Source organism: Micromonospora sp. 050-3, assembly GCF_046549335.1.
In the GTDB taxonomy this organism is placed as follows: domain Bacteria; phylum Actinomycetota; class Actinomycetes; order Mycobacteriales; family Micromonosporaceae; genus Micromonospora; species Micromonospora trifolii.
This window is the reverse complement of sequence record NZ_JAJPVX010000002.1, coordinates 1,850,268-1,872,073: the sequence shown is the minus strand read 5'-3', so window position 1 is coordinate 1,872,073 and position 21,806 is coordinate 1,850,268. Positions and strand designations below refer to the sequence as shown.

Below are 21,806 nucleotides of genomic sequence, written 5' to 3'. Positions count from 1 at the left end.
GAGCAGCGCCGCCAGGCCGAGCGCTGACCCGGCCGCACTTCGTGTGTGCGGCCGGGTCGGCAGGTCAGCGCAACCGACGCCCGCGCGGGACCGTGTCGGTCTCGTCGTCGAACTCCCCGATGACCTCCTCCAGGAGGTCTTCCAGGGCCACGAAGCCGATCGGCCGGGCCGGGCCACCGCCGTTGCGGACCAACGCGAGCTGCGACTGCCGGGCCCGCATCGCCGCCACCGCCTCGGTGACCGAGGACGTGGCGGGCAGTGTGAACGCGGGCGTCATCAGCTGCCCGGCGGTGGCGACCCGGCCGGTGGTGACCACCCGTACCGCCTCCCGGACGTGCACGAGCCCGCACACGTCACCCGCCTCGTCGAGCACCGCGAGCCGGGATCGGCCGCTGTCCCGGCTGACCTCCTCGATCCGCCCGGCCGGGTCGTCCCGGCGGACGGTGACCATGGTGGCGAACGGTTCCATCACCTGCGCCACCGACGTGCCCTGCAACTCCAGCATGCTGGTCAGCAGTTGGTGCTGCTCGGCACCGAGCAGCCCGTGCTCGCGGGACTGCTCCAGCAGGATCCGCAGCTCGTCCGGCCCGTGCACCTGGGCGAGCTGGTCCTGCTGGTTGACGCCCACCAGCCGCAGGATCGCGTTGGCCAGGGCGTTCAGCGCGGAGAGCACCGGCCGGGAGACCCGGGCGAAGGCGCGGAACGGCAACGCGAGCAGCGTCGCCGAGCGCTCCGCGTCGGTGATCGCCCACGACTTCGGTGCCATCTCCCCCACCACCAGGTGCAGGAAGGTCACCACCCCGAGGGCGAAGACCAGGGCGACGAGGTGACTGGCCGCGTCCGGCAGGCCCACCGCGTGCAGCAGAGGGCTGAGCAGGTGCTCGATCGCCGGCTCGGCCAGCGCGCCGAGACCCAGTGTGCACAGCGTGATGCCGAGCTGCGCGCCGGCCAGCATCAGCGACAGCTCGCGGACGCCATCCAGCGCGGCGCGTGCCGCCCGACCACCGTTCGCCGCCGCCTGCTCCAGGCGGTAGCGCTTGCTGGCCACCAGGGCGAACTCGGCGGCCACGAAGAACCCGTTCAGCGCCAGCAGGATCACCGAACTGAACAGTGCGATCCCGGGGCTCACGCGCTCACCCCCGGCTTGGTCAGCTGCAACCGCACCGAGTCGGCCACGTGTCGGTCCACGGCCAGCACCTCGACCAGTGCCCGGGGCTCCGCCTCGTTGTCCTCGCCGTCCGCCCCCTCGGGTTGCAGGCTGATCTCCAGCCGGTCACCGACCTCCGGCACCCGGCCCAGCTCCCGCATCACCAACCCGGACAGGGTGTCGTACTCGGGGGCCTCGGGCAGGGCGATGCCGGTGCTGTCGGCGACCTCGTCGATCCGCCAGCGGGCCGGCACCACCCAGGACCCGTCGTCCTGCCGGGCCGGTGCCCGCTCCGGTGGGTCGTCCTCGTCGCGGATCGGGCCGACCAGTTCCTCGGCGATGTCCTCCAGCGTGATGACGCCGGCGAAGCCGCCGTACTCGTCGACCACGCACGCCATCTGCCGGTGCCCGGACCGCAACCGGTCGAGCACCGTGGGCAGGGGCAACGTCTCCGGCACGAGCAGCGGCGGCCCGGCCACCGCGCTCACCGGGGTGGTGGCCCGCTCCCCCGGGGGTACGCCGAGCACGTCGGCGATGCCGACGATGCCGAGCAGGTCGTCGACGCCCTCCGCACCCCGTACCGGGAAGCGGGAGTGACCGGTGTCCAGCAGCTCGACCACCCGACTCACCGGTTCGTGCGCCCGGACGGTGTGCACGTCGACGCGCGGAACCATGGCCTCGCCGGCGGTCAGCTCGCGGAAGTCCAGACCTCGGTCGAGCAGCGTGGACATCTCGGCGTCGAGGCTGCCCTCCTCGCGGGACTCGGCGATGATCTGTTCCAGGTCCGCCGGGGTGGCGCCGCTGGGCAGCTCCTCGATCGGCTCGATGCCGATGCGGCGCAGCAGCCGGACCGATGCCCGGTCGAAGAGCCGGATCAGCGGCCCGGCGACGGCCAGGTAGATCAGAGTGGAGCGGCTCAGCGCCCGGGCCAGTTGCACGGCCCGGGCGATGGCCAGGTTCTTCGGGGCCAGCTCACCGAGGACCATCTGCACAACGGTGGCGATGACCAGGGCCAACGCCACCGACAGCGGCAGGCTGACCGCCTCGCTGACGCCCGCCACGCCGAGCAGGTCGGCGAGGCCACCGCCCAGGTACGGCTCGGCGACGTAACCGACCAGCAGCGCGGTGACGGTGATGCCCAGTTGGGCACCGGAAAGCACGAAGGAGAGCCGGCTGGTGACGGTCAGGGCCCGGACGGCGGCCTGGTCGCCGTCATCGGCGAGCTGGCGCAGCTTGCCCCGGTCCACGGCGACATAGCCGAACTCCTGCGCCACGAAGTAACCGGTGGCGGCGGTGAGCAAGATGATCAGAAGGAGACCAACGACGATCAACACGGGTCGCTCAGGGCTCCCGGGGTCGTCGGTACGGGGATATGCCGGGCACGACCCGGCTGGCTACTGCTGCCCTCCTGGGCAGAGGAGTCGATCATGCCGTCATTTTATCCGCCCCGGCTGGAGGCCCGCTGGGAGATGGTGGCGATGCGGGCAGCCGGCCCCGAACTGCGTCCGGGGCCGGCTGCCTGGTCGATGCGGTGTCAGTACAACCAGTTGCACCCCGAGGGGCCGCTGTAGTGACGACCCACCCCCCAGTGGATGTATCCGCCCCAGTAGAGATTGGCGTCCTTCTCGAACCTGTTTTCCAGGTAGGGGGTGCCGGTTTTCAGTTTCGAGTAGCCCGACTGGATCGCGTAGTCCGCGAGGAAATTGCCCGCGGACAAGTACCTCGAGTACGCGTCGGAATGGATCACCTCGTGCCTTGGGAGATCCGGGCCCCTGCTGTCGGCATAGCTCCGGCCATAGTCGTAACGGATGTTCGCCCGCTTGTACGCCTCGCACCTCAGGCGGGCCCGGTACGAACTCTCGCTTCCACCGTAGAAGAAGTAGTCTCCGACGGTTGCCGGTTGATCTCCCGCGGGAGAGGTGCCGTAGCACACCCGCGAGCCGAGGCCCGGGTCACACCAGCTTCCGCCCCCCAATACCCGGGTGGCGACGTAGTTGCTGCCATTGAGGTCGTTTCCGCCGCGGGTCCTCGCGTACTCGGACCGTTCGACGACCGCCTCGGCATTCGGGGATCTGGCGCTCTCCCCGGACATGTTGAAGGCGACCACGCGGAATTCGTGCACCTCGCCGTCCGAGAATCCGTACTTCAGGGAGGCGGAGGTGCCCGAGGCGGGCAGCGGCAGACGAATCCAGTACGGATCCCCGGCGGTCCGGTACTCCATCCAGTAGAGCACCCCGGCGGTGCTGCTCCTGGTCCAGCTCAGGTTCACCTGGCTGACCCCGTTGGAGCTGGCTGAGACATACGACACGGCCATGGGAAAGGGCGGCATGGGTTTGGCCGAGGCGACGTTGCTCGGCGCGCTGTCACCGGACATGTTCGTCGCCCGTACCCGGAAGTTGTACGTGGTGCCGTTGCCCAGGTAGCCGGCGACGAAGGTGCAGCACGAGGTGATCGGCACCTTGACCCTGGTCCAGGTCGACGAGCTGCTGGTCTTGTACTCGACCAGGTAGTAGACGTTCGCCGTCGAGCTCCTGCTCCACGTCAACGTCACCTTGCCGTCCCCGGCCGACGCGCTCAGCCCCGACGGCGCCTGCGGGAACGGCGGCATGGGCCGGGCCGACGCGGTGTTGCTCGGAGAACTGTCCCCCGCCTGGTTGGTGGCGCGCACCCGGAAGTCGTAGGTCGTGCCGTTGCCGAGGTAACCGGCAACGAAGGTGCAGCACTGGGTGACCGGCAACTTCAACCGGGTCCAGTTCGCCGCGCCGGAGACCCGGTACTCCACGAGGTAGTACACCTTCGCCGTGGCGCTGGCCGTCCATCTCAGCGTCACCTTGCCGTCGCCGGCACTGGCGGTCAGGCCGGACGGTGCCTGGGGGAACGGCGGGAGCGGGGTCGCCGCCGCGACGTTGCTGGTCGCCGACTGACCGGCCATGTTGCTGGCTGCCACCTTGAACTCGTAGCGGTGGCCGTTGGCGAGGTAGCCCGCGGTCATCGTGCAGCAGGTCGCCGGCAGCCCGACCTTCTGCCAGGACTGCCCCGCGGTCACGTCGCGGAGGTAGACGTCGTAGTAGACGCCCCCGGTCGGGCTTGCCGTCCAGCCCAGGACGACCTTCCCGTCCCCCGCGGTGGCGGTGAGGCCGGACGGTGCGGCCGGTGCCGGCGGCAGGGGCTTGGCGCTGGCCACGGACGTCGGCGTGGACTCACCGGCGCCGTTGATGGTGGTGACCTTGAACTCGTAGACATCGCCGTTGCTGAGGTAACCAGCGGTCATCGTGCAGCAGGTGGTGACCGGACTGGCCAGCTTCTGCCACGATTGGCCGGCGCTCGCGTTGCGCAGGTAGACCTGGTACCAGGAACCGCCGGTCGGGCTGGCGGTCCAGTTGAGGGTCACCTTGCCGTCGCCGGCGGTGGCCGTCAGCCCACTCGGCGCCTGCGGCACCCCGCCCACGGCGGTGACCCGGACGGTCGCCGAGGCGGAGCCCTCCCCGCCCTGACTCTCACCGGTCACCTTGAACTCGTAGACATGGCCGTCGGCCAGGTAGCCCCGGGTTGCCGAGGTCGTGCTGCTGGGCAGGGCGGACTTGGTGAAGGTGGCCTGCCCGGCGGTGACATCGCGCTGGTAGACCCAGTACAGGAGGCTGGGCGCCGGTGCGTCCCAGTTCAGCTCGATGGTGCCGGACCCGGCCGGTTGACCGCGCAGGTTTGTCGGCGCGGCCGGACGGGGCTGGCTGCTCGTCGCGGACACCACGTTTCCGGTGGGGCCCTCACCACCGGAGCCGATCGCGGCGATCTTGAACTCGTACGAGTGGCCGTTGGTGAGGTAGCCGGCGGTCATCGTGCAGCAGGTGGTGACCGGGGCGGCGAGCTTGGTGAAGGCGGCGTCCCCGGCGGTCACGTCCCGCTGGTAGACCTGGTACCACAGATCCGGGGCCGCAGCCGTCCAGGCCAGCTTGATGGTGCCGTCGGCCTGGGACGTCGCGGTCAGTGCGCTGGGGGCCGCTGGCAGCGGGGCCGTCGGCGTCACCGCGACGACGTTGCTCGCCGCACCCTCCCCGCCTGACCCGTTGGCGGTCACCTTGAACTCGTAGCGATGGCCGTTGGTGAGATAACCGGCCGTCATCGTGCAACAGGTGGTGACCGGCAACTCGAGCGGGCTGAACGCCGTCTCCCCGGCCGTCACGTCCCGCACGTACACCAGGTGCCAGTTGTCGGCAGCACCGTCCCAGGTCAACGCCGCCTGGCCGTCTCCGGCCGTGGCCCGCAGGTTGGTCGGGGCGGCGGGTGCCGCGACGTCCGCGGTCGCGGAGGCGACGGCGGACGTCGATGACTCACCGGCGGCGCCGAGCGCGCTGACCTTGTACTCGTAGGTGTGCCCGTCGACAAGACCGCCGGCGGTCATCGTGCAGCAGGCGGTCACCGGCCACTCCAGCCTGGTGAAACTCATCTCGCCGGCAGTGACGTCGCGCTGGTACACCTGGAACCAGACATCGGGCTGCGACTGCTGCCAGGTGAGCTTGATGCTGCCGTCCGCCTGCGCGGCCGCGGCCAGGCCGGTGGGGGTGGCGGGAAGGGGTCGCTGCGCCGTCGCCGCCGCCACCCCGGACTGCGCCGACTCGCCGCCCTTGCCGAGGGCGGTGACCTTGTACTCGTAGGTGTGCCCGTCCGCCAGGCCGCCCGCGGTCATCGTGCAGCAGGTGTCGACCGGCCACTCCAGCCTGGTGAAGTCCGTCTCGCCGGCGGTCACGTCGCGTTGGTAGACGTAGAACCAGTCGGTGTTGTTGGCGTGCGTCCACTGGAGTTTGATGTCGCCGGTGGTCTGGGTGGTGGCGGTCAGCCCGGTGGGCGTCGGCGGTCTGCTGTGGAACGCCGTCGCGGTCACCTCGGCCGAGCGTGGCGACTCGCCGCCGCCGTGCACTGCCACCACCTGGAACGCGTACTGATGGCCGTTCTCCAGGCCGTTCAGCGAGAGGGTGGTGTCCTGCGGGGAGGAGTCCCACTGTCGGGTGGCCTCGGTTTCGCCGGCGGTGACGTCACGCCGGTAGACCTCGTACCGCCAGACGTACGGAACGGTGTTCCAGTTGAGCGTGATGACACCCCCGTCGACGGCGGCCGCGACCAGACCGGTCGGCGACGCGGGCACTCCGATGGTGACGGCCACCGTGGCGGGGGCGGAGAGCGGTCCGGCCCCGGCGGTGTTGCGGGCCGCGACCCGGAACTCGTAGGTGTGGCCGGTTTCGTAGAACACACTCAGCTCGGTGGAACTCCCGGTGATCCCGGTGGAGACCCGCGCGAGGTGGGTCTGCCCCGCCGTCACGTCCCGCTGGTGGACCTCGTACGTCAGGCCGGTGCCGGCGGGCGCCTGCCAGCGCAGGCTGACACTGCCGCTGCTGTCGGCCTGCGCCGTCAGTGCGGTGGGCGCGGCGGGCACCGCGGCCGGATCGGGCGTGGGCCGGGGCCAGTCGACCTCGACGAACCGGGGCCGGTAGGTGCTCACGTCGCCGTAGACGGCGTCCGCGACCAGACTGTTGACGTTGTACGACACCAACAGCTTCCCGGCGCGTGCCAACTCCGGGTGCACGCGGGAGTCGTACACGATGCTGCCCGGGATGGAGGCCGGTTCCGGGGCGGTGAACAACGGCACCGGACCGGCGAAGGGCCCGGTGGGCGAGCTGGCGGTGTAGGCCACGAAGTCGGCCGAGAAGGTCAGGTTGTTCTCCTGGGTGACCAGAACGTAGTCGCTGCCCACCTTCTGCATGCCGAAACCGGCACCAACGCCGGACAGCACCCGAGCGGAATCGCCCTGGGCACTGGACCAGCCGCTGCCGGTCCAGAACTGCCAGGCGCCGGAGAGTCCGCCGGCCGGTACCCGGGCGACGTGGGCGAAGCGCATCTGGCCGACGGACTCGGCCCCGTAGACGTAGGTGAACGCGCCGTCCTCGAGCACCGCTGAACCCCAGGCGATCCTGTTGCCGTAGCCCCGGTCCACGATGCTCCGCACGGTGAGCGCCGGCAGGTCGAAGGTGACCACGGCGCTGTCCAGTTGGGCGAAGTCCAGCGGCCCGGCGCCCGTCGTCTTCATCCGCTGGTAGACCACCCGCAGCACCCCACTCTCGACCGTGCCGTCGCCGACCCAGTACTTGTCGGCGCTGCCATCGGTCGGGCGGACGAGCGAGGCGGGTGCGGCGGCCGAGCCGCCGTGCACTGTCTGGACCAGGTCGGATCCGTCCTGCACGACGATGGAGTTGTTCACCATCGGGGTGTTCTTCGGCAGAGTGTGGTCCGCGTTGACGGTGCCGATCAGGCTGTCCGAGAAGAGCCAGGCGTCACGGCCGTCAGGCAACGGGATTGAGACGGTGCTGTCTCCACTCGTCCACTTGCCGCCGGTGTCGCCGTACGAGTTGAATTCGGTGTTGAGTGCGGCGGCCGTCATCCCGCCCGCGGGCAGGGCTGCGGCGGCGGGCCCGGGCGGCACGCCGACCAGCAGGCCGAGGGTCACCGCACCGACGAGTGCGACAGCGACACGGGTCCGGGCCCGCGAAGTTCTCTTCATTTGTGTCTCCCGTTGTGATGCGCACATCGTCACAGCGGTCGATTCGTAGCAGCAAGAGGCGTTCGGGCGAGGCGATAGATACCTGTACATCTAGAGATGGAACAGGAGTGTGTGCTAATCGCAGGGCGCGGTCGGATCGGTGACCACACCGCCGGCTGAGTCCGGGCGGCCGGGTCGGGTCACCGGTCGGCCAGCTCGTCGGCGTCGAGGAGACTGCGGTCCACCCGCCCCGACCGGTACGCGGCCCGCCCGATCATCTGCGCCGCCACCGGCGCGGTCGCCAACTGGAAGACCGCCACCAGCAGGAGCATGCCCAGGTCCGCCGGGGACCGCAGCCGCAACGCGATGCCCAGCAGCAACAGGAGCACCCCGAGCACCTGCGGCTTGGTGGCCGCGTGCATCCGGGACAGCGCGTCCGGGAAACGCAGGACGCCGATCCCGGCGGCCAGGCCGAGCAGCGCGCCGGCCACCAGACAACCGGCGCCGAGCCAGTCCGCGACCGTCGCGATCACTGCTGCTCCCGGACGGCGAAGCGGACCAGCGACACCGAGCCCACGAAGCCGAGCAGGGAGAGCACCACCAGCACGGGCAGCGTGGTGGCGTGCCGGTTGACGGCCGCCTCGGCGCCCACCGCGCCGACCATCGTGGCGAGCAGCATGTCCGCGGCGATCACCCGGTCCACAAGCGACGGGCCCCGGTAGAGGCGGGCCAGCGCGAGGAGCGCGGTGACCGACAGCAGGGCGGTGAGGACGACGGCCAGGAACGTGGTCACGGGCGGGTTCCCTTCTCGGGTGAGGTGACGTCGAGGCGGCGCAGTTCGCTGGTGGAGCCGACCGCGCGGATGATCCGCCGCTCGACGGCGAGCGTGCGGTCCCGGGCCACGTCCAGGTCCCCCGGGCCGTGGGTGTCCAGGACGTGCAGGTAGAGCGTTCCGGAGTCCCGGTCCACCTCGAGGATCAAGGTGCCCGGCACCAACGAGACCGCCTCGGCGGTGAGCGCCAGGTTCAGGTCGGTGGACACCCGCAACCGGACCGCGATGATGGCCCCGCGCGGCCGGTAGCCGGGCTGCACGGCGATCCGGGCGATGTGCAGGCTCGCGCTGACCAGCTCGACGGCGAACCGGCCCGCGAACACCAGCAGCGCCCGCGGTCGCAACCGGCCACCGAAGCTGACCGCCGGCAGCGGGTAGAACACCAGCACGGCCGCGCCCACCAGCAGGCCGCCGACCAGGTTGGCCCAGTTGATGTCGCCCCAGAGCAGGTTCCAGACCACCACCAGCCACCCGAGCGCCACCGCCTGGTCCCGCCAGCGCCCGAGCCGGCCCCGCCCCACCACTGCGGGCCCGGGGGCGTCGGGAGCCGGCTCAGAGGTGCCGGTCACGGCACACCGCCCGGCAGCACTGCCCGCACGTACGGGGTGCGCAGCCGCAGGTCCGCGGCCGCGTCGGCGGTGACCTCGAAGAGCGGACCGGCCAGCACTGTCAACGCCAGCCCGAGGGCGACCAGGGCCACTGTGGCGCCCACCATCAGCCTCGGCAACTGGACGACCGGCTCGCTGGTGGCCAGCCGGGGCGCCCGCCAGAAGGCGATGTTCCACACCCGGGACGCCACGTACAGGGTGAGCAGGCTGGTCAGCGTGCCGGCCGCGACCAGCACCCCGGGCAGCGGCCCGCCGGCCGCCACCCCGGCCTGGAGCAGGCCGAGCTTGCCGAGGAAACCGGAGAACGGTGGCACTCCGGCGAGATTCATGGCCGGGACGAAGAAGAGCACACCCAGCAGCGGCGCCACCCGGGCCAGCCCGCCGATACGCCGCAGGTCGGTGCTGCCGGCGCGCTCCTCGACCAGCCCGGCGACGAGGAACAGCGTGGTCTGGATCGTGATGTGGTGCACCACGTAGAAGATCGCGCCGGAGAGGCCGGCGACGGTGCTCAACGCCACCCCGAAGATCATGTAGCCGATGTGACTGACCAGGGTGAACGAGAAGACTCGCTTCAGGTCGGACTGGGCCACCGCACCGAGGATGCCGATCACCATGGTCAACCCGGCGACGACCATGAGCAGTACGTGGGCACGCCCAGCGGGGAACAGCAACGTCTCGGTGCGGATGATCGCGTAGACGCCCACCTTGGTGAGCAGTCCCGCGAAGACGGCAGTGACCGGGGCTGGCGCGGTGGGGTAGCTGTCCGGCAGCCAGGCCGACAGGGGGAACACCGCCGCCTTGATCGCGAAGGCCAGCAGCAACATCAGCTCCAGGGCCAGTCGGACACCGTCGGGCAGGTCGTCGAGGCGCTGAGCGAGCTGGGCGAGATTGAGCGTGCCGGTGGCCGCGTACACCAGACCCACAGCGGTCAGGAAGATCATCGAGGAGAGGATGCTGACCACCACGTACGTCGACCCGGTCCGGATCCGGGTCTCTGTTCCCCCCAGTGTGATCAGCACGAAGCTGGCGGCCAGCAGGATCTCGAACCCGACGAAGAGGTTGAACAGGTCACCCGCCAGGAACGCGTTGGTGACGCCCGCGGTGAGCACCAGGTACGTCGGGTGGAAGATCGACACCGGCGAGCTCTCGCTCGTCTCGCTGCGACCCTGGCCGATCGAGTAGAGCAGCACGCAGAGGGTCACCGCCGAGGAGACCACCAGCATCAACGCGGCCAGTTGATCGGCCACCAGGACGATGCCGACCGGCGCCGGCCACCCCCCGACCGCCACCACCACCGGCCCGTGCCGGTACGCCTGCACCAGCAGCAGCACCGCCACAGTGAGCGTGCCGCTCAGACACAGCACGCTGGTCGCGCGCTGGATTCGGGGTCTCCCGGCCAACAGCAGGGTCAGCGCCGCACCGAGCAGCGGCACCACCACCGGCAGCGGCACCAGGGCGTGCATCACGACTCGTCCCCGCGCCGTAACCGGCGGCGGGCCGGCTCGGGATCGACCTGCTCCGGGTCGCCGTTCGGGCCCTCCCCACCGCGATCGACAGCACCCAACTCGTTGCGCCCGGCCCGGCGGATGATCTGCCGGTCCTCCAGGTCGTCGGGCACCTCGTCGTCGCCGGAGAGATACCAGCTGCGGTACGCCACAGCGAGCAGGAACGCGGTGAACCCGAAGGTGATCACGATGGAGGTCAACACCATCGCCTGCGGCAGCGGGTCGCTCATCCGCTCCACCGGGCCCGTGCCGACGATCGGCGCCCCGCCCGACCGCCCACCCAAAAGGATCAACAGGTTCACCCCGTTGCCGATCATGATCACCCCGAGCAGGATCCGGGTCAGGCTCCGCTCCAACAGCAGGATCACCCCGCACCCGACCAGCACCGCGACAGCCAGTACCAGCACCAACGTCGGCCCCGCACCGCTCCGCGTCATGCCCGGTCTCCCTTGTCGACGGCCAACCCGCCGGTGGCTGTTCCGGTTGCCTCGATGTGCCGGTCCACCTCGGCACCGAGGCTGCGCAGGATGTCCAGCACCAACCCGATCACGACCAGGTACACGCCGATGTCGAAGAAGAGCGACGTGACCAGATGGGCGTCGCCGACAAGTGGCAGGGCTCGGTCGACCTTCGCGCTCTCCAGCACCGACCCGCCGACCAGCAGCGCCACCACGCCACTGCCCACCGCCATGGCCAGGCCGGCGCCGAGGATCGCGCCGGCGCCGATCGGGGCCGCCTCGGTCAGCTCGTACCGGCCGCCGGCCAGGTAGCGGACCACCAGGGCGAGACCCGCCACCAGCCCGCCGGCGAACCCGCCGCCCGGCGCGTTGTGCCCGGAGAAAAGCAGGAACAGCGAGAACAGCACCACGGTGTGGAAGATCAGCCGGATGACCACCTCCAACACGATCGAGCGGCGTTCCTCGTAGAGGGTGGGGCCACCGCGCAGCCAGACCGGCCGGCCACGCCCACCCGCACTTTGGTCGGACTCGGGCCGGCGCGGCCGCGGCCCGGTGCGGGAGCGCTCGAAGATCAGACTGGCCACCCCGGTCGCGGCCACCACCAGCACCGCCAGCTCGCCCATCGTGTCCCAGGCCCGAATGTCGACAAGGGTCACGTTGACGACGTTGCGGCCGTACCCGTGCGCCACCGCCAGATCGGGGAAGGCCGCGGAGATGTCCGGCGCCCGGCGGGCGCCGACCGCGGTGAGGGCCAACCCGGCGGCCACCACCCCCGCCGCCACCCCGATCACCCGACGGGCCCAGCGGGTACGGCGCAGCGGACGAGCGGAGAAGCGCTCCGGCAGGCGACGCAGCACCAGCACGAAGACCGCGATCGTCGAGGTCTCCACCAGAAACTGGGTGAGCGCCAGGTCGGGCGCTCCGTGCAGCACGAACAGCATCGCCGTGCCGTAGCCGGTCATGCCCACCAGCAGCATCGCTGTCAACCGGCGACGGGCACCGACCGCCAGCACCGCCGCCACCGTGATCACCAGGATGACCACCGGCTGCAGCGCGCTGTCCCAGAGCGGAATCCGCGCCCGCCAAGGGCTGGCGGAGAGCATCGCCGCACCCGGCACCAGCACCAGTGTGACCAGGATGATGCCCAGATACTGCGGCAGTGAGCCGCGCTGGGTCGCGCTGGTGACCTCGATGGCCAGCCGGTCGAAGCGGCCGACGACCCACTCGTACCCCTGGTTTCCCCGCACTGGTGACCGGAGCCGGGCCAGCACCGGGGCGAGCGGCCCACGCACGGCGAAGAGCAGGCCGCCGCCGACGAGCGCCAGCACGGACAGGCCGAGCGCCGGGGTCGGCCCGGCCCAGAGCGCCAGGTGCGCGTCGACCCCGCCGAGCAGATCGGCGTACGGGCGCAGCAGGTCGTCCAGCACGCTCGCGGCCGGACCGGCGAGCAGACCGACACCGGCGAGGACCGCGGGCGGCACCAGCATCGACGCGGCGATCGACCCCGGCGGGACCGGCGCCACACCCGGCCGGTCGGCGAACGCGCCCCAGAGGAAGCGGGCGCTGTACGCGACGGTGAGCACCGTCCCGGCGACCAGGCCGGTGAGGAGCACCGGTTGGTCGGTGAACGCCCCGAACACCGCCTCCTTGGCCACGAAGCCGACCAGCGGCGGCACCCCGGCCATCGACGCCGCGGCCAGCACGGCGACCACGAACAGCGGCCGGGACCAGTGCCGCACCCCGGACAGCTCGCGCAGGTCACGAGTGCCAGCACCGTGATCGATGATGCCGACGACCAGGAACAGCGCCGCCTTGAACAGGGCGTGCGCCAACAGCATCGCGGTGCCGGCCAGTGCGGCGTCCGGGGTGCCCGAGCCGGTCACCGCCACCAGCAGGCCGAGCTGACTGACCGTCCCGTACGCCAGCAGCAGCTTGAGGTCGGTCTGGCGCAGCGCGGCCCACCCGGCGAGCAGCATGGTCGCCACGCCGGCGATCTGCACCAGCGGCCGCCACGGGCCGACCGTGGCCAGCACCGGCGCGAGCAGTCCGACCAGGTAGACGCCGGCCTTGACCATGGCGGCGGCGTGCAGGTAGGCGCTGACCGGCGTGGGTGCCGCCATCGCCACCGGCAGCCACGAGCTGAACGGCAGCACCGCCGACTTGGACAGCGCGCCGGCCAGGATCAGCAGCACGGCGCCCACCAGGTACCCGCCGCCGGGCAGCGGCTGCGCGCTGATCTCCGACCAGCGGTAGGTGCCGGCGTGCTCGCCCAGCAGGATGAAGCCGACCAGCATCGCGAGGCCGCCCAGGGTGGTGACCGTCAACGCCTGCGCCGCCGCCCAGCGGCTGGACCGCCGTTCGGTGCTGTGCCCGATCAGCAGGTACGAGAAGATCGTGGTCAGCTCCCAGCCGACGTAGAGCAGCAGCAGGTCGTCGGCGAAGACCAGGACGAGCATCGCGCCGGCGAAGGCGACCAGGACCGCAGCGAACTGCGCCAGCCCGGTCGAACCGGCGCCGAAGTAGCGGGCGCTGTAGACCAGCACCAGCGCGCCGACGCCACCGATCAACAGCGTCATCAGCCAGGACAGGGTGGTGAGCCGGAACGCGAGGTCGAGGCCCAACTGCCGGATCCAGGGGTACGTCTCGACCACCGCCCCGCCGTCGGCGACGGCCGGGGTGCGAGCCAGCGCCCAGCAGAACGCTGCGGCCGGCGCGAGCGCCAGCGGGTAGCACGCGCGCGGACCCCACCAGCGGACGAGCAGGGGCGCGGCGAGGGCCGCCACGAGGTGGAGGATGAGCAGTACCAGCACCTGCGCTCCCGATCGACATGGCCGACGCCCGTGGCAGCGGTGGCGCCTAGCAGCGATCAGACGCCAGTTCCTCCCCCGCCGGGCGGTTTTGCCAGAATTCGCCCCTGCGACCCCCCGCCCCCAACCCCAACCCCACGTCGCGACCCCCTGGGGCGCCAATCTTGCATTTTCGGTCGCCCAGATGTACGGAATGCCCCCTATGGCCGCGACTGCAAGTGCAAGATCGCGCAGGTGGGAAGCTTGATGACGCGGGCCCGGGGGTGGGGCGGCCTCAGCGCAGCAGGGCGTTGTTGAGGGGCTGCGCGTCGTCGGGTGTGGGGCGATCGCGGCGCAGCTCGGCCAGCAGGTCGGGGCGGCCGAGTTGGCGGGCGACCCGGTCAACCACCCGCTCGGCGGCGGTCAGCGACCGCACCGAGAGCAGGCGGCCACGGCTCTCGCGACGCAGCACGAAGTAGTGGACGGCAACGCGGACCTGACCTCGGTCGGCGGCGCTGGCCTGGGCGGTGCAGAGGACCAACTCGCGCAGGCAGCGGGCGAGGCGTTCGGCGAGCTCCAGCTCGGGGCTGTGCAGACCGGCCCGGAGCGCGGCGAGGTGGCTGTCGACCTTGCGAATCAGCACGTCGGTGCCCGGTTCGACGGTGCGCTGCTCGCCGGCCATCAAATCCCCTCACCCCGGTTCGCGTTGCGAGTGAAGTTACTTTATGTTGCTCCTTAGAAGCAAGCAGTTAAGTGAGACTTAACGTATTAAGCGCACGTTCCACGCTTTTTGCCTTTTGCTGGCCCACTCCGTCGTGAGGTCGCTCGTGGATGTCGGACCGGCGGGGCACCATGGACCGGTGACCGGGGCAGACGCAGACGCCGGCGCGGTGCTCGCCGGGTTCGGCCCGGCCACCCGCGCCTGGTTCGACAACGCCTTCGCCGCACCGACCGCCGCGCAGACCGGTGCCTGGCGGTCGGTCGCCGCCGGCCGCAACGCGCTCGTGGTGGCGCCCACCGGCTCGGGCAAGACGCTCGCGGCCTTCCTCTGGTCACTGGACCGACTCGCCCGCGAGCCGGCGCCGGCCGAGGCCCGCCAGCGCTGCCGCGTGCTCTACGTCAGCCCGCTCAAGGCCCTCGCCGTCGACGTCGAACGCAATCTGCGCGCCCCGCTGGCCGGCATCCGGCAGGCGGCCACCCGGCTGGGCATCGCACCGCCCGACATCACCGTCGGCATGCGCACCGGCGACACGCCCGCCGACGAGCGACGGGCCTTCGCCCGCACCCCGCCGGACATCCTCATCACCACGCCCGAGTCGCTGTTCCTGCTGCTCACGTCCGCGGCTCGCGACTCGCTGCGCGGCGTCCAGACGGTGATCGTCGACGAGGTGCACGCGGTGGCCGGCAGCAAACGCGGCGCCCACCTCGCCCTCTCCCTCGAACGCCTCGACGAGCTGCTGCCCGCCCCGGCGCAGCGCATCGGCCTCTCGGCCACCGTCCGGCCGATCGACGCCTGCGCGCAGTTCCTCGGCGGCGCCCGCCCGGTCGACGTGGTGCAGCCGGCCACGCCGAAGACCATCGAGGTCAGCGTGCAGGTCCCGGTGGAGGACATGACCCGCCTGGACGAGCAGGAGCAACCACCGGAGGACGACCTCGGCGGCCCCGGGCCGCGTCGGGCGTCGATCTGGCCGGCCGTGGAGGAGCGGGTCTTCACCCTCATCGGGCAGCACCGCTCGACAATCGTCTTCACCAACTCCCGCCGCAGTGCCGAGCGCCTCTGCGCCCGGCTCAACGAGCTGGCCGCCGAGGCGGTGGACGCATCCGCGTCGGGCGAGGGCGCGATCGGCGTACCGGAGGGGTTGCCGGTTGGCGACGACCCGGCGGGCGACGACGGCCAGGCCTCCGGCGCGCAGCGCTGGGGTGGCCCCGCCGGTCCGCTGCGCAACCGGCCGCCGGCCGAGGTGATGGCCCAGTCCGGCGCGGCCACCGGCGCGGCGCCCGTGATCGCCCGTGCCCACCACGGCAGCGTCTCCCGCGAGGAGCGCAAGCACATCGAGGAGGCGCTCAAGTCCGGTCAGCTCCCGGCGGTGGTGGCCACCTCCAGCCTGGAGCTGGGCATCGACATGGGCGCTGTCGACCTGGTGGTGCAGATCGAGGCGCCGCCCAGCGTGGCCGCCGGCCTGCAACGCGTCGGCCGGGCCGGGCACCAGGTGGGCGCCATCTCGCGGGGGGTGGTCTTCCCCAAGCACCGCGGCGACCTGCTGTCCTGCGCGGTGGTCGCCGAGCGGATGACCGCCGGTGCCATCGAGGAGCTGCACTACCCGCGCAACCCACTGGACGTGCTGGCCCAGCAGATCGTCGCGATGGTGGCGCTGGAGCCGTGGCCACTCGGCGACCTGGCCGTGCTGGTCCGCCGGGCCGCGCCCTTCGCCGAGCTGCCCGACTCGGCGCTGCACGCCGTGCTCGACATGCTCTCCGGCCGCTACCCGTCCACGGCGTTCGCCGAGCTGCGACCCCGCCTGGTCTGGGACCGAGCCACCGATGTGCTCACCGGCCGCCAGGGAGCGCAACGCCTCGCGGTGACCAGCGGCGGAACGATCCCCGACCGGGGCCTGTTCGGTGTCTTCCTGGCCGGCGCCGAGCGGGCCGCCCGGGTCGGCGAGCTGGACGAGGAGATGGTCTACGAGTCCCGGGTCGGCGACGTCTTCCTGCTCGGCTCATCCTCCTGGCGCATCGAGGAGATCACCCCTGACCGGGTGCTGGTCTCGCCCGCCCCGGGGCAGGCCGCGCGCATGCCGTTCTGGAAGGGCGACCAGTTGGGCCGGCCGGTGGAGCTGGGCCGGGCCATCGGCGCCCGGGTGCGAACTCTGCTGCGCCAGACCGACGAGGCGGCCCTGGCCGCGCTGCGCGACGGTGGGCTGGACGACTGGGCCGCCGGCAACCTGATGGCCTACCTGCGCGAGCAGCGGGAGGCCACCCGCTCGCTGCCCGACGACCGCACGGTCGTGGTCGAGCGGTTCCGCGACGAGCTGGGTGACTGGCGACTGGCTGTGCACAGCGTGCTCGGTGCCCGGGTCAACGGACCCTGGGCCCTCGCGGTGGGCCGCCGGCTGGCCGAGCGGTACGGGGTGGACGCCCAGGTGATGCCCTCCGACGACGGCATCGTGGTGCGACTTCCGGACACCGCCGACGAGCCCCCCGGCGCCGACGTGGTGGTCTTCGAGCCCGACGAGATCACCCAACTCGTGGAGGAGTCGGTCGGCACCTCAGCCCTCTTCGCCGCCCGTTTCCGGGAGTGCGCCGCCCGGTCCCTGCTGCTGCCGCGCCGCGACCCGCGCCGCCGTCAACCGCTCTGGCAGCAACGGCAACGCGCCGCGCAACTGCTCGACGTCGCCCGCGAGTACGCGGACTTCCCGGTCACCCTGGAGGCCGCCCGGGAGTGCCTCCAGGACGTCTTCGACCAGCCGGCGCTGGCCGGGCTGATGCGCGACCTGGCCACCCGCAAGGTGCGACTGGTCGAGGTGGAGACCAGCGCGCCGTCGCCGTTCGCGCGGTCGCTGCTCTTCGGCTACGTCGGCGCGTTCCTCTACGAGGGCGACGCCCCGCTGGCCGAGCGCCGCGCCGCCGCACTCGCCCTCGACTCCACGCTCCTCGGCGAGCTGCTCGGCCGGGTCGACCTGCGGGAGTTGCTCGACCCGGCCGTGCTCACCGAGACCGACCGGCAGCTGCGGTGGCTGACCGAGCAGCGCCGCCCCCGCGACGCCGAGGACGTCGTCGAGCTGCTGCGGGTGCTCGGTGACCTGAGCGACGACGAGTTGACCGAGCGGGGGGTGCCGGAGACGTGGCTCAGCGAGCTGGAGGCCACCCGCCGGGTGCTGCGGGTCCGGATCGCGGGCGAGCAGCGCTGGGTGGGTGTCGAGGACGCCGCCCGCCTGCGCGACGCCCTCGGCGTGGCGCTGCCGATGGGGGTGGCCGAGGCGTACCTCGCCCCGGTGGCCGATCCGCTCGGTGACCTGGTGGCCCGCTACGCCCGCACCCACGGCCCGTTCGCCGCGGCCAGCTGTGCGGCCCGGTTCGGGCTCGGCGTGTTCGTCGTCGAGCAGGCGCTGCGCCGGCTCGGCGCCACCGGGCGGGTGGTCTCCGGGGAGTTCACCCCGGAGTCGGCCGGCGCCCAGTGGTGCGACGCTGAGGTGCTGCGGATGCTGCGCCGCCGCTCCCTCGCCGCGCTGCGCAGGGAGATCGAGCCGGTGCCGCCCCGGGCGTTGGCGACGTTCCTGCCGCGCTGGCAGCAGGTCGGCTCGTCCGCCCGGGGTGTGGAGGCGCTCGCCGCCACTGTGGAGCAGTTGCAGGGCACCGCGGTGCCGGCGTCCGCGCTGGAGCGGTTGGTGCTGCCCGCCCGGGTCGCGGACTACTCCCCCGCCCAGCTCGACGAGCTATGCGCCAGCGGGGAGGTGCTCTGGGCAGGGTCGGGCGCGATCTCCGGGGGCGACGGCTGGGTCACCCTGGCGTACGCGGACGCCGCGCCGCTGCTGCTGCCGCCGCCGGACGAGGCGCTGACCCGCACCCCGCTGCACGACGCGGTGCTCGACGCGCTCGGCGACGGGCAGGCGCTGTTCTTCCGCCCGCTGGCCGACCGGGTCGGCTCGACCGACGACGCCGCGCTGACCGCGGTGATCTGGGACCTGGTCTGGGCCGGGCACCTCAGCAACGACACCCTCGCCCCGCTGCGCGCGGTGCTCGGTGCCGGCGGCGCGCACCGCTCCCGGCCGTCCGCGCCTCGCACCCGTTACCGGCGCCCCGGTCGGGTGGCGCTGCCGACCCGAGGTGGCCCGCCGACTGTCGCGGGCCGCTGGTCACGTCTCCCGGAGCGGGACCTCGACCCGACCCGGCGGGCCGCCGCGCTCGCCGACCTGCTGTTGGAGCGCCACGGGGTGGTCACCCGGGGCGCTGTGATGGCCGAGCAGGTGGTCGGCGGGTTCTCGGCGGTCTACCCGGTGCTGTCGGCGCTGGAGGAGCGCGGCGCGGCCCGCCGTGGTTACTTCGTCGAAGGGCTCGGAGCGGCGCAGTTCGCCGTACCCGGTGCGGTGGACCGGCTACGCGCGCTGGCCGAGCCGACCGACGGTGCCCGGGGTCGGGGCGCGGCGGCCACAGTGCTCGCCGCTACCGACCCGGCCAACCCGTACGGTGCGGCACTGCCCTGGCCGGAACGGGTGATCGACTCCGGCGACGGTGCCACCCCGGCGACCGGGCACCGGGCCGGCCGCAAGGCGGGCGCCCTGGTGGTGCAGGTCGGCGGCGACCTCGTCCTCTACGTCGAACGCGGCGGCCGGACGCTGCTCTCCTTCACCGACGACACCGACACGCTCGCCGCGGCCGGCAAGGCGCTCGCCGACGCCGTCCACTCGGGGGCGTTGGGCGCGATGTCGGTGGAGCGGGCCGACGGCGAGGCGGTGCACTCGTCGCCGCTGCGGGACGCGTTGACCGCCGCCGGCTTCCGGGCCACCCCCCGCGGCCTGCGCCTGCGCGGCTGACCCGCCGAACTCACCCCACCCTGCCGGGCCTGACGCACGTGATTGAGCGACAGTCTCAACGCTGCGGACCGGCGCTCAGCCCAGGCCGTTGAGGACCTTCTCGTAGCGCGGGCGATCGGCGGCCGGGGTCTTCGCCTCCAGGTAGTTCAGCACCACAGCGCCGCGCTGGTACGACTGGCCGCCCCAGGTCTCCGCGATGTCGCTGGCGCTGGTCTCGTCCGGAAAGACGTAGACGGTGACGGCGTCGGTGGCCATCAGCTCGGAACAGCCCAGGCCGAGGCCGTCCGGCCCACAGTCGACCGAGCGGTCCTTCGGGTGCGACACCTTCAGGCCGGCAGCCCGGAACGCCTCGATGACCTTCTTCGCGCCGGGCGCACTGGCCGGGCGCTTGGGCAGCACCACCGGCGGCGGGCTGGCCGGCCGTCGCTGCGTCGTGCCCTGTGCGGCGGCGGAGGGCGGGGTCGCGCCGTCGGCACTGGATGAGGCTTGGGGCGTCGGCAGGCCGGTCGGGGCCGCCTCGGACGAGACGGATGGGGTCGCGTTCGGGCTGCCGTCGTCGTCACTGCCACAACCGGCGCTGAGGGCGACGGCGACCAGCAGGATTCCGACTGCGGGGAGGTTCCGAGTTGTCACCAGGGCAGTCTGCCCAACGTCCTCCGTCGGCGGGAGGGGCCGGTCGGCCACTGCGCTGTCCCGTATCCGCCAACACCGGCGGTTCTACCACCCGGCCGCGGACCTCCTCGCGGCCTCCCCGGGGGACCTCCTGCGGGTATCGGGCTGATGTTCGACTGTGGAATGCTTCTCCGGTGGGTGAGCATGTGGTTCCTGTGGGCTGTCCCTGCTGTGCGTCACGGACCGGCGGGGGGACCTGCCCCGTCTGTTTCTGGACCGACGACGGCCAGACCGACGCCGACGCCGACGCCGTCCGGGGCGGCCCCAACGGCGACCTGAGCCTCACGCACGCCCGTCTCAACTACGCCGTCTACGGTGCCAGCCACCCGCGCTACCAGGACATGGTGCGTACGGCCCGCCCCGACGAGCGCCCCTGACCCTGACGGGGCACCCGACGAGGTGAGCGTGGCTCAGCAGACGGGGACGCTGCCGCCGTACACGCTGGAGATGTACGCGTGGCTGACGTACTGCCCGCTGGCCAGACGGTTCCAGCGGGTGGTGGTCCGGTAGGGGCCGGCGACCGACTGACCGGTGACGTAGCACTGGATCGGCACGTGGGCCAGCCGGGCGGCGAGGCCACGGGTCCCGTACGACGTGCTGGCCCCGGTGCGGATGTTGAGCGGTCCGTCACCGACCACGCCGCGCGGCCCGCCTCCGGTCCACAGATAGGCGACGTCCACCCAGGCGTTGGTGGTCAGCCGCAACCCGTCCCAGAACGTGCCGTCGGCCAGGTCGATGCCGGCCGGGTTGAGCACGGTCCGCCCGAACTGGTCCCGTCCGCCGTTGTAGCCGGACTGGTACGCGGCCTGCGCCTCGGGCCGGCCCTGCGGCAGGTTCTTCCAGTTCTCCCGGACCGATGAGGGGTTCCAGTAGTCGTCGCGGGTGTTCCACGGCCCGACGTCCCAGACCGGGGCGTACTCGCAGCGGGAGCCGTTGGTGGTGCAGATCCGCACCGTGTAGTCGCCGGTGTTGAGCGGGGAGAGACCCCGCCGCGACGGCAGCGCAGCGAAGTGGTCCCGGGGTTGCACGGTACGGCCGTTGGCGGTCAGCTCACCGACCAGTCCGATGCGGGTGGCGTACACCCGGTAGGTGCGGCCGGGCGTGGCGGCGGAGACGGCGGCGTTCGCGTCGGCGGTGAGCTGCACACCCCGTACCGTCGCTGTTGCGCCACCATCGGGCGCGGTGAGCACCACCCGGGTCTGGACCCGGGTGACCGGCCGGTCGAAGACCGCGCCGGTGGTGGCCGCCCGCCACTCCGTCCAGCCGGCGGCCCGCCAGCCGCGGACCTGCGCCTCCACTGTCGCCCCGGCCGGGACCGCGGCGTTGACCTCGGCGCGGACCCGGGTGGCCGGCCGGGCGAGGGTGCGGGGAGCGGTCAGCAGCATCCCCTCGGCGACCGCGCTGTGCGGGCTGCGCGCGCCGCGCCCGGTGGACCGGACCTCCCGCAGGCGTAGGCCGGCGGCGGCGCGCCGGACGTTGACATCGTCGCGGTCGACGATGCTGAGGTCGGCGCTCCACCGCTCGTCGCCGGGTGCGGCGGCAACGAGGGTGATCGGGGCGCCGCCGGGTGCGGCCGGGACAGGGCCGGCGGGTAGGAGCGCCGCGGTGAGCAGGAGGGCGAGGGTGGCAATGAGGGCGACGGATGGGATACGACAATGGTGTCGCGTCATGGGCATTCTCCTCAGAACCCACTGACCTTCGCATGTCGGGAGATCATGAGGAACCTGAGTACAAATGG

General features: G+C 72.2%; 15 protein-coding genes. 3 read left to right on the top strand and 12 right to left on the bottom strand.

All coding sequences use genetic code 11. The features are described 5' to 3' along the window. Positions 1 to 64: 64 nt before the first annotated feature. Positions 65 to 1,129, bottom strand: coding sequence for a hemolysin family protein (locus ACLJOK_RS23660; protein WP_410820822.1), 1,065 nt, complete (start codon positions 1,127 to 1,129; stop codon positions 65 to 67). Continuing rightward, positions 1,126 to 2,481, bottom strand: coding sequence for a hemolysin family protein (locus tag ACLJOK_RS23655; protein ID WP_410820821.1), 1,356 nt, complete (start codon positions 2,479 to 2,481; stop codon positions 1,126 to 1,128). Before ACLJOK_RS23655 ends, ACLJOK_RS23660 begins: the two co-directional genes overlap by 4 nt. A 93-nt stretch (positions 2,482 to 2,574) precedes the next feature. Between ACLJOK_RS23655 and ACLJOK_RS23650 the strand changes: the two genes are divergently transcribed. Beyond that, positions 2,575 to 2,718 (top strand): hypothetical protein, encoded by a 144-nt coding sequence (locus ACLJOK_RS23650; RefSeq protein WP_410820820.1) that lies wholly within the window; start codon positions 2,575 to 2,577, stop codon positions 2,716 to 2,718. On the opposite strand, the gene ACLJOK_RS23645 is transcribed toward ACLJOK_RS23650, so the two are convergent. The 8 genes from ACLJOK_RS23645 to ACLJOK_RS23610 all read right to left on the bottom strand — a co-directional run bounded on the left by ACLJOK_RS23645 (position 2,682) and on the right by ACLJOK_RS23610 (position 14,547). Further along, positions 2,682 to 7,697, bottom strand: a complete 5,016-nt coding sequence (locus tag ACLJOK_RS23645; protein ID WP_410820819.1) for a fibronectin type III domain-containing protein — start codon at positions 7,695 to 7,697, stop codon at positions 2,682 to 2,684. The two genes, ACLJOK_RS23650 and ACLJOK_RS23645, sit on opposite strands and share 37 nt — an antisense overlap. Before the next feature lie 179 nt (positions 7,698 to 7,876). Then, positions 7,877 to 8,206 (bottom strand): monovalent cation/H(+) antiporter subunit G, encoded by a 330-nt coding sequence (gene mnhG, locus ACLJOK_RS23640; protein WP_410821572.1) that lies wholly within the window; start codon positions 8,204 to 8,206, stop codon positions 7,877 to 7,879. Beyond that, positions 8,206 to 8,469 carry a monovalent cation/H+ antiporter complex subunit F gene (locus tag ACLJOK_RS23635; protein WP_030489433.1) on the bottom strand — a complete coding sequence of 88 codons (264 nt, stop codon included), beginning with the start codon at positions 8,467 to 8,469 and terminating at the stop codon, positions 8,206 to 8,208. Before ACLJOK_RS23635 ends, mnhG begins: the two co-directional genes overlap by 1 nt. Next, positions 8,466 to 9,077: a Na+/H+ antiporter subunit E gene (locus ACLJOK_RS23630; protein ID WP_410820818.1), complete on the bottom strand. Its 612-nt coding sequence runs from the start codon at positions 9,075 to 9,077 to the stop codon at positions 8,466 to 8,468. Before ACLJOK_RS23630 ends, ACLJOK_RS23635 begins: the two co-directional genes overlap by 4 nt. Then, complete coding sequence (locus ACLJOK_RS23625) at positions 9,074 to 10,579, bottom strand: Na+/H+ antiporter subunit D (RefSeq protein ID WP_410820817.1); 1,506 nt, start codon at positions 10,577 to 10,579, stop codon at positions 9,074 to 9,076. The genes ACLJOK_RS23630 and ACLJOK_RS23625 overlap by 4 nt, the downstream gene beginning before the upstream one ends. Continuing rightward, positions 10,579 to 11,058: a Na(+)/H(+) antiporter subunit C gene (locus ACLJOK_RS23620; RefSeq protein ID WP_410820816.1), complete on the bottom strand. Its 480-nt coding sequence runs from the start codon at positions 11,056 to 11,058 to the stop codon at positions 10,579 to 10,581. The genes ACLJOK_RS23625 and ACLJOK_RS23620 overlap by 1 nt, the downstream gene beginning before the upstream one ends. Continuing rightward, on the bottom strand, positions 11,055 to 13,889 hold the full coding sequence (locus ACLJOK_RS23615) for a Na+/H+ antiporter subunit A (protein WP_410820815.1): 2,835 nt from the start codon (positions 13,887 to 13,889) through the stop codon (positions 11,055 to 11,057). The genes ACLJOK_RS23620 and ACLJOK_RS23615 overlap by 4 nt, the downstream gene beginning before the upstream one ends. Positions 13,890 to 14,160: 271 nt before the next feature. Next, positions 14,161 to 14,547 carry a hypothetical protein gene (locus ACLJOK_RS23610; protein ID WP_410820814.1) on the bottom strand — a complete coding sequence of 129 codons (387 nt, stop codon included), beginning with the start codon at positions 14,545 to 14,547 and terminating at the stop codon, positions 14,161 to 14,163. Positions 14,548 to 14,725: 178 nt separating this feature from the next. Here ACLJOK_RS23610 and ACLJOK_RS23605 point away from each other — a divergent pair, with 178 nt between their 5' ends. Continuing rightward, positions 14,726 to 19,396: a DEAD/DEAH box helicase gene (locus ACLJOK_RS23605; protein WP_410820813.1), complete on the top strand. Its 4,671-nt coding sequence runs from the start codon at positions 14,726 to 14,728 to the stop codon at positions 19,394 to 19,396. A 75-nt stretch (positions 19,397 to 19,471) separates the two neighbouring features. Here ACLJOK_RS23605 and ACLJOK_RS23600 read toward each other — a convergent pair whose 3' ends face one another. Beyond that, positions 19,472 to 20,029, bottom strand: coding sequence for a hypothetical protein (locus tag ACLJOK_RS23600; RefSeq protein ID WP_410820812.1), 558 nt, complete (start codon positions 20,027 to 20,029; stop codon positions 19,472 to 19,474). A 173-nt stretch (positions 20,030 to 20,202) separates the two neighbouring features. Here ACLJOK_RS23600 and ACLJOK_RS23595 point away from each other — a divergent pair, with 173 nt between their 5' ends. Next, complete coding sequence (locus ACLJOK_RS23595; RefSeq protein ID WP_238671784.1) at positions 20,203 to 20,445, top strand: CPCC family cysteine-rich protein; 243 nt, start codon at positions 20,203 to 20,205, stop codon at positions 20,443 to 20,445. A 33-nt stretch (positions 20,446 to 20,478) separates the two neighbouring features. Here ACLJOK_RS23595 and ACLJOK_RS23590 read toward each other — a convergent pair whose 3' ends face one another. After that, positions 20,479 to 21,738: a hypothetical protein gene (locus ACLJOK_RS23590; protein ID WP_410820811.1), complete on the bottom strand. Its 1,260-nt coding sequence runs from the start codon at positions 21,736 to 21,738 to the stop codon at positions 20,479 to 20,481. Positions 21,739 to 21,806: the final 68 nt, after the last annotated feature.

Bases quoted from the DNA above. Each gene is read 5' to 3' on its own strand.
- ACLJOK_RS23650 (WP_410820820.1), top strand. From the start codon at position 2,575: ATGCCGTCATTTTATCCGCCCCGGCTGGAGGCCCGCTGGGAGATGGTG.
- ACLJOK_RS23590 (WP_410820811.1), bottom strand. From the start codon at position 21,738: ATGACGCGACACCATTGTCGTATCCCATCCGTCGCCCTCATTGCCACC.
- ACLJOK_RS23645 (WP_410820819.1), bottom strand. From the start codon at position 7,697: ATGAAGAGAACTTCGCGGGCCCGGACCCGTGTCGCTGTCGCACTCGTC.
- ACLJOK_RS23620 (WP_410820816.1), bottom strand. From the start codon at position 11,058: ATGACGCGGAGCGGTGCGGGGCCGACGTTGGTGCTGGTACTGGCTGTC.
- ACLJOK_RS23625 (WP_410820817.1), bottom strand. From the start codon at position 10,579: ATGCACGCCCTGGTGCCGCTGCCGGTGGTGGTGCCGCTGCTCGGTGCG.
- ACLJOK_RS23610 (WP_410820814.1), bottom strand. From the start codon at position 14,547: ATGGCCGGCGAGCAGCGCACCGTCGAACCGGGCACCGACGTGCTGATT.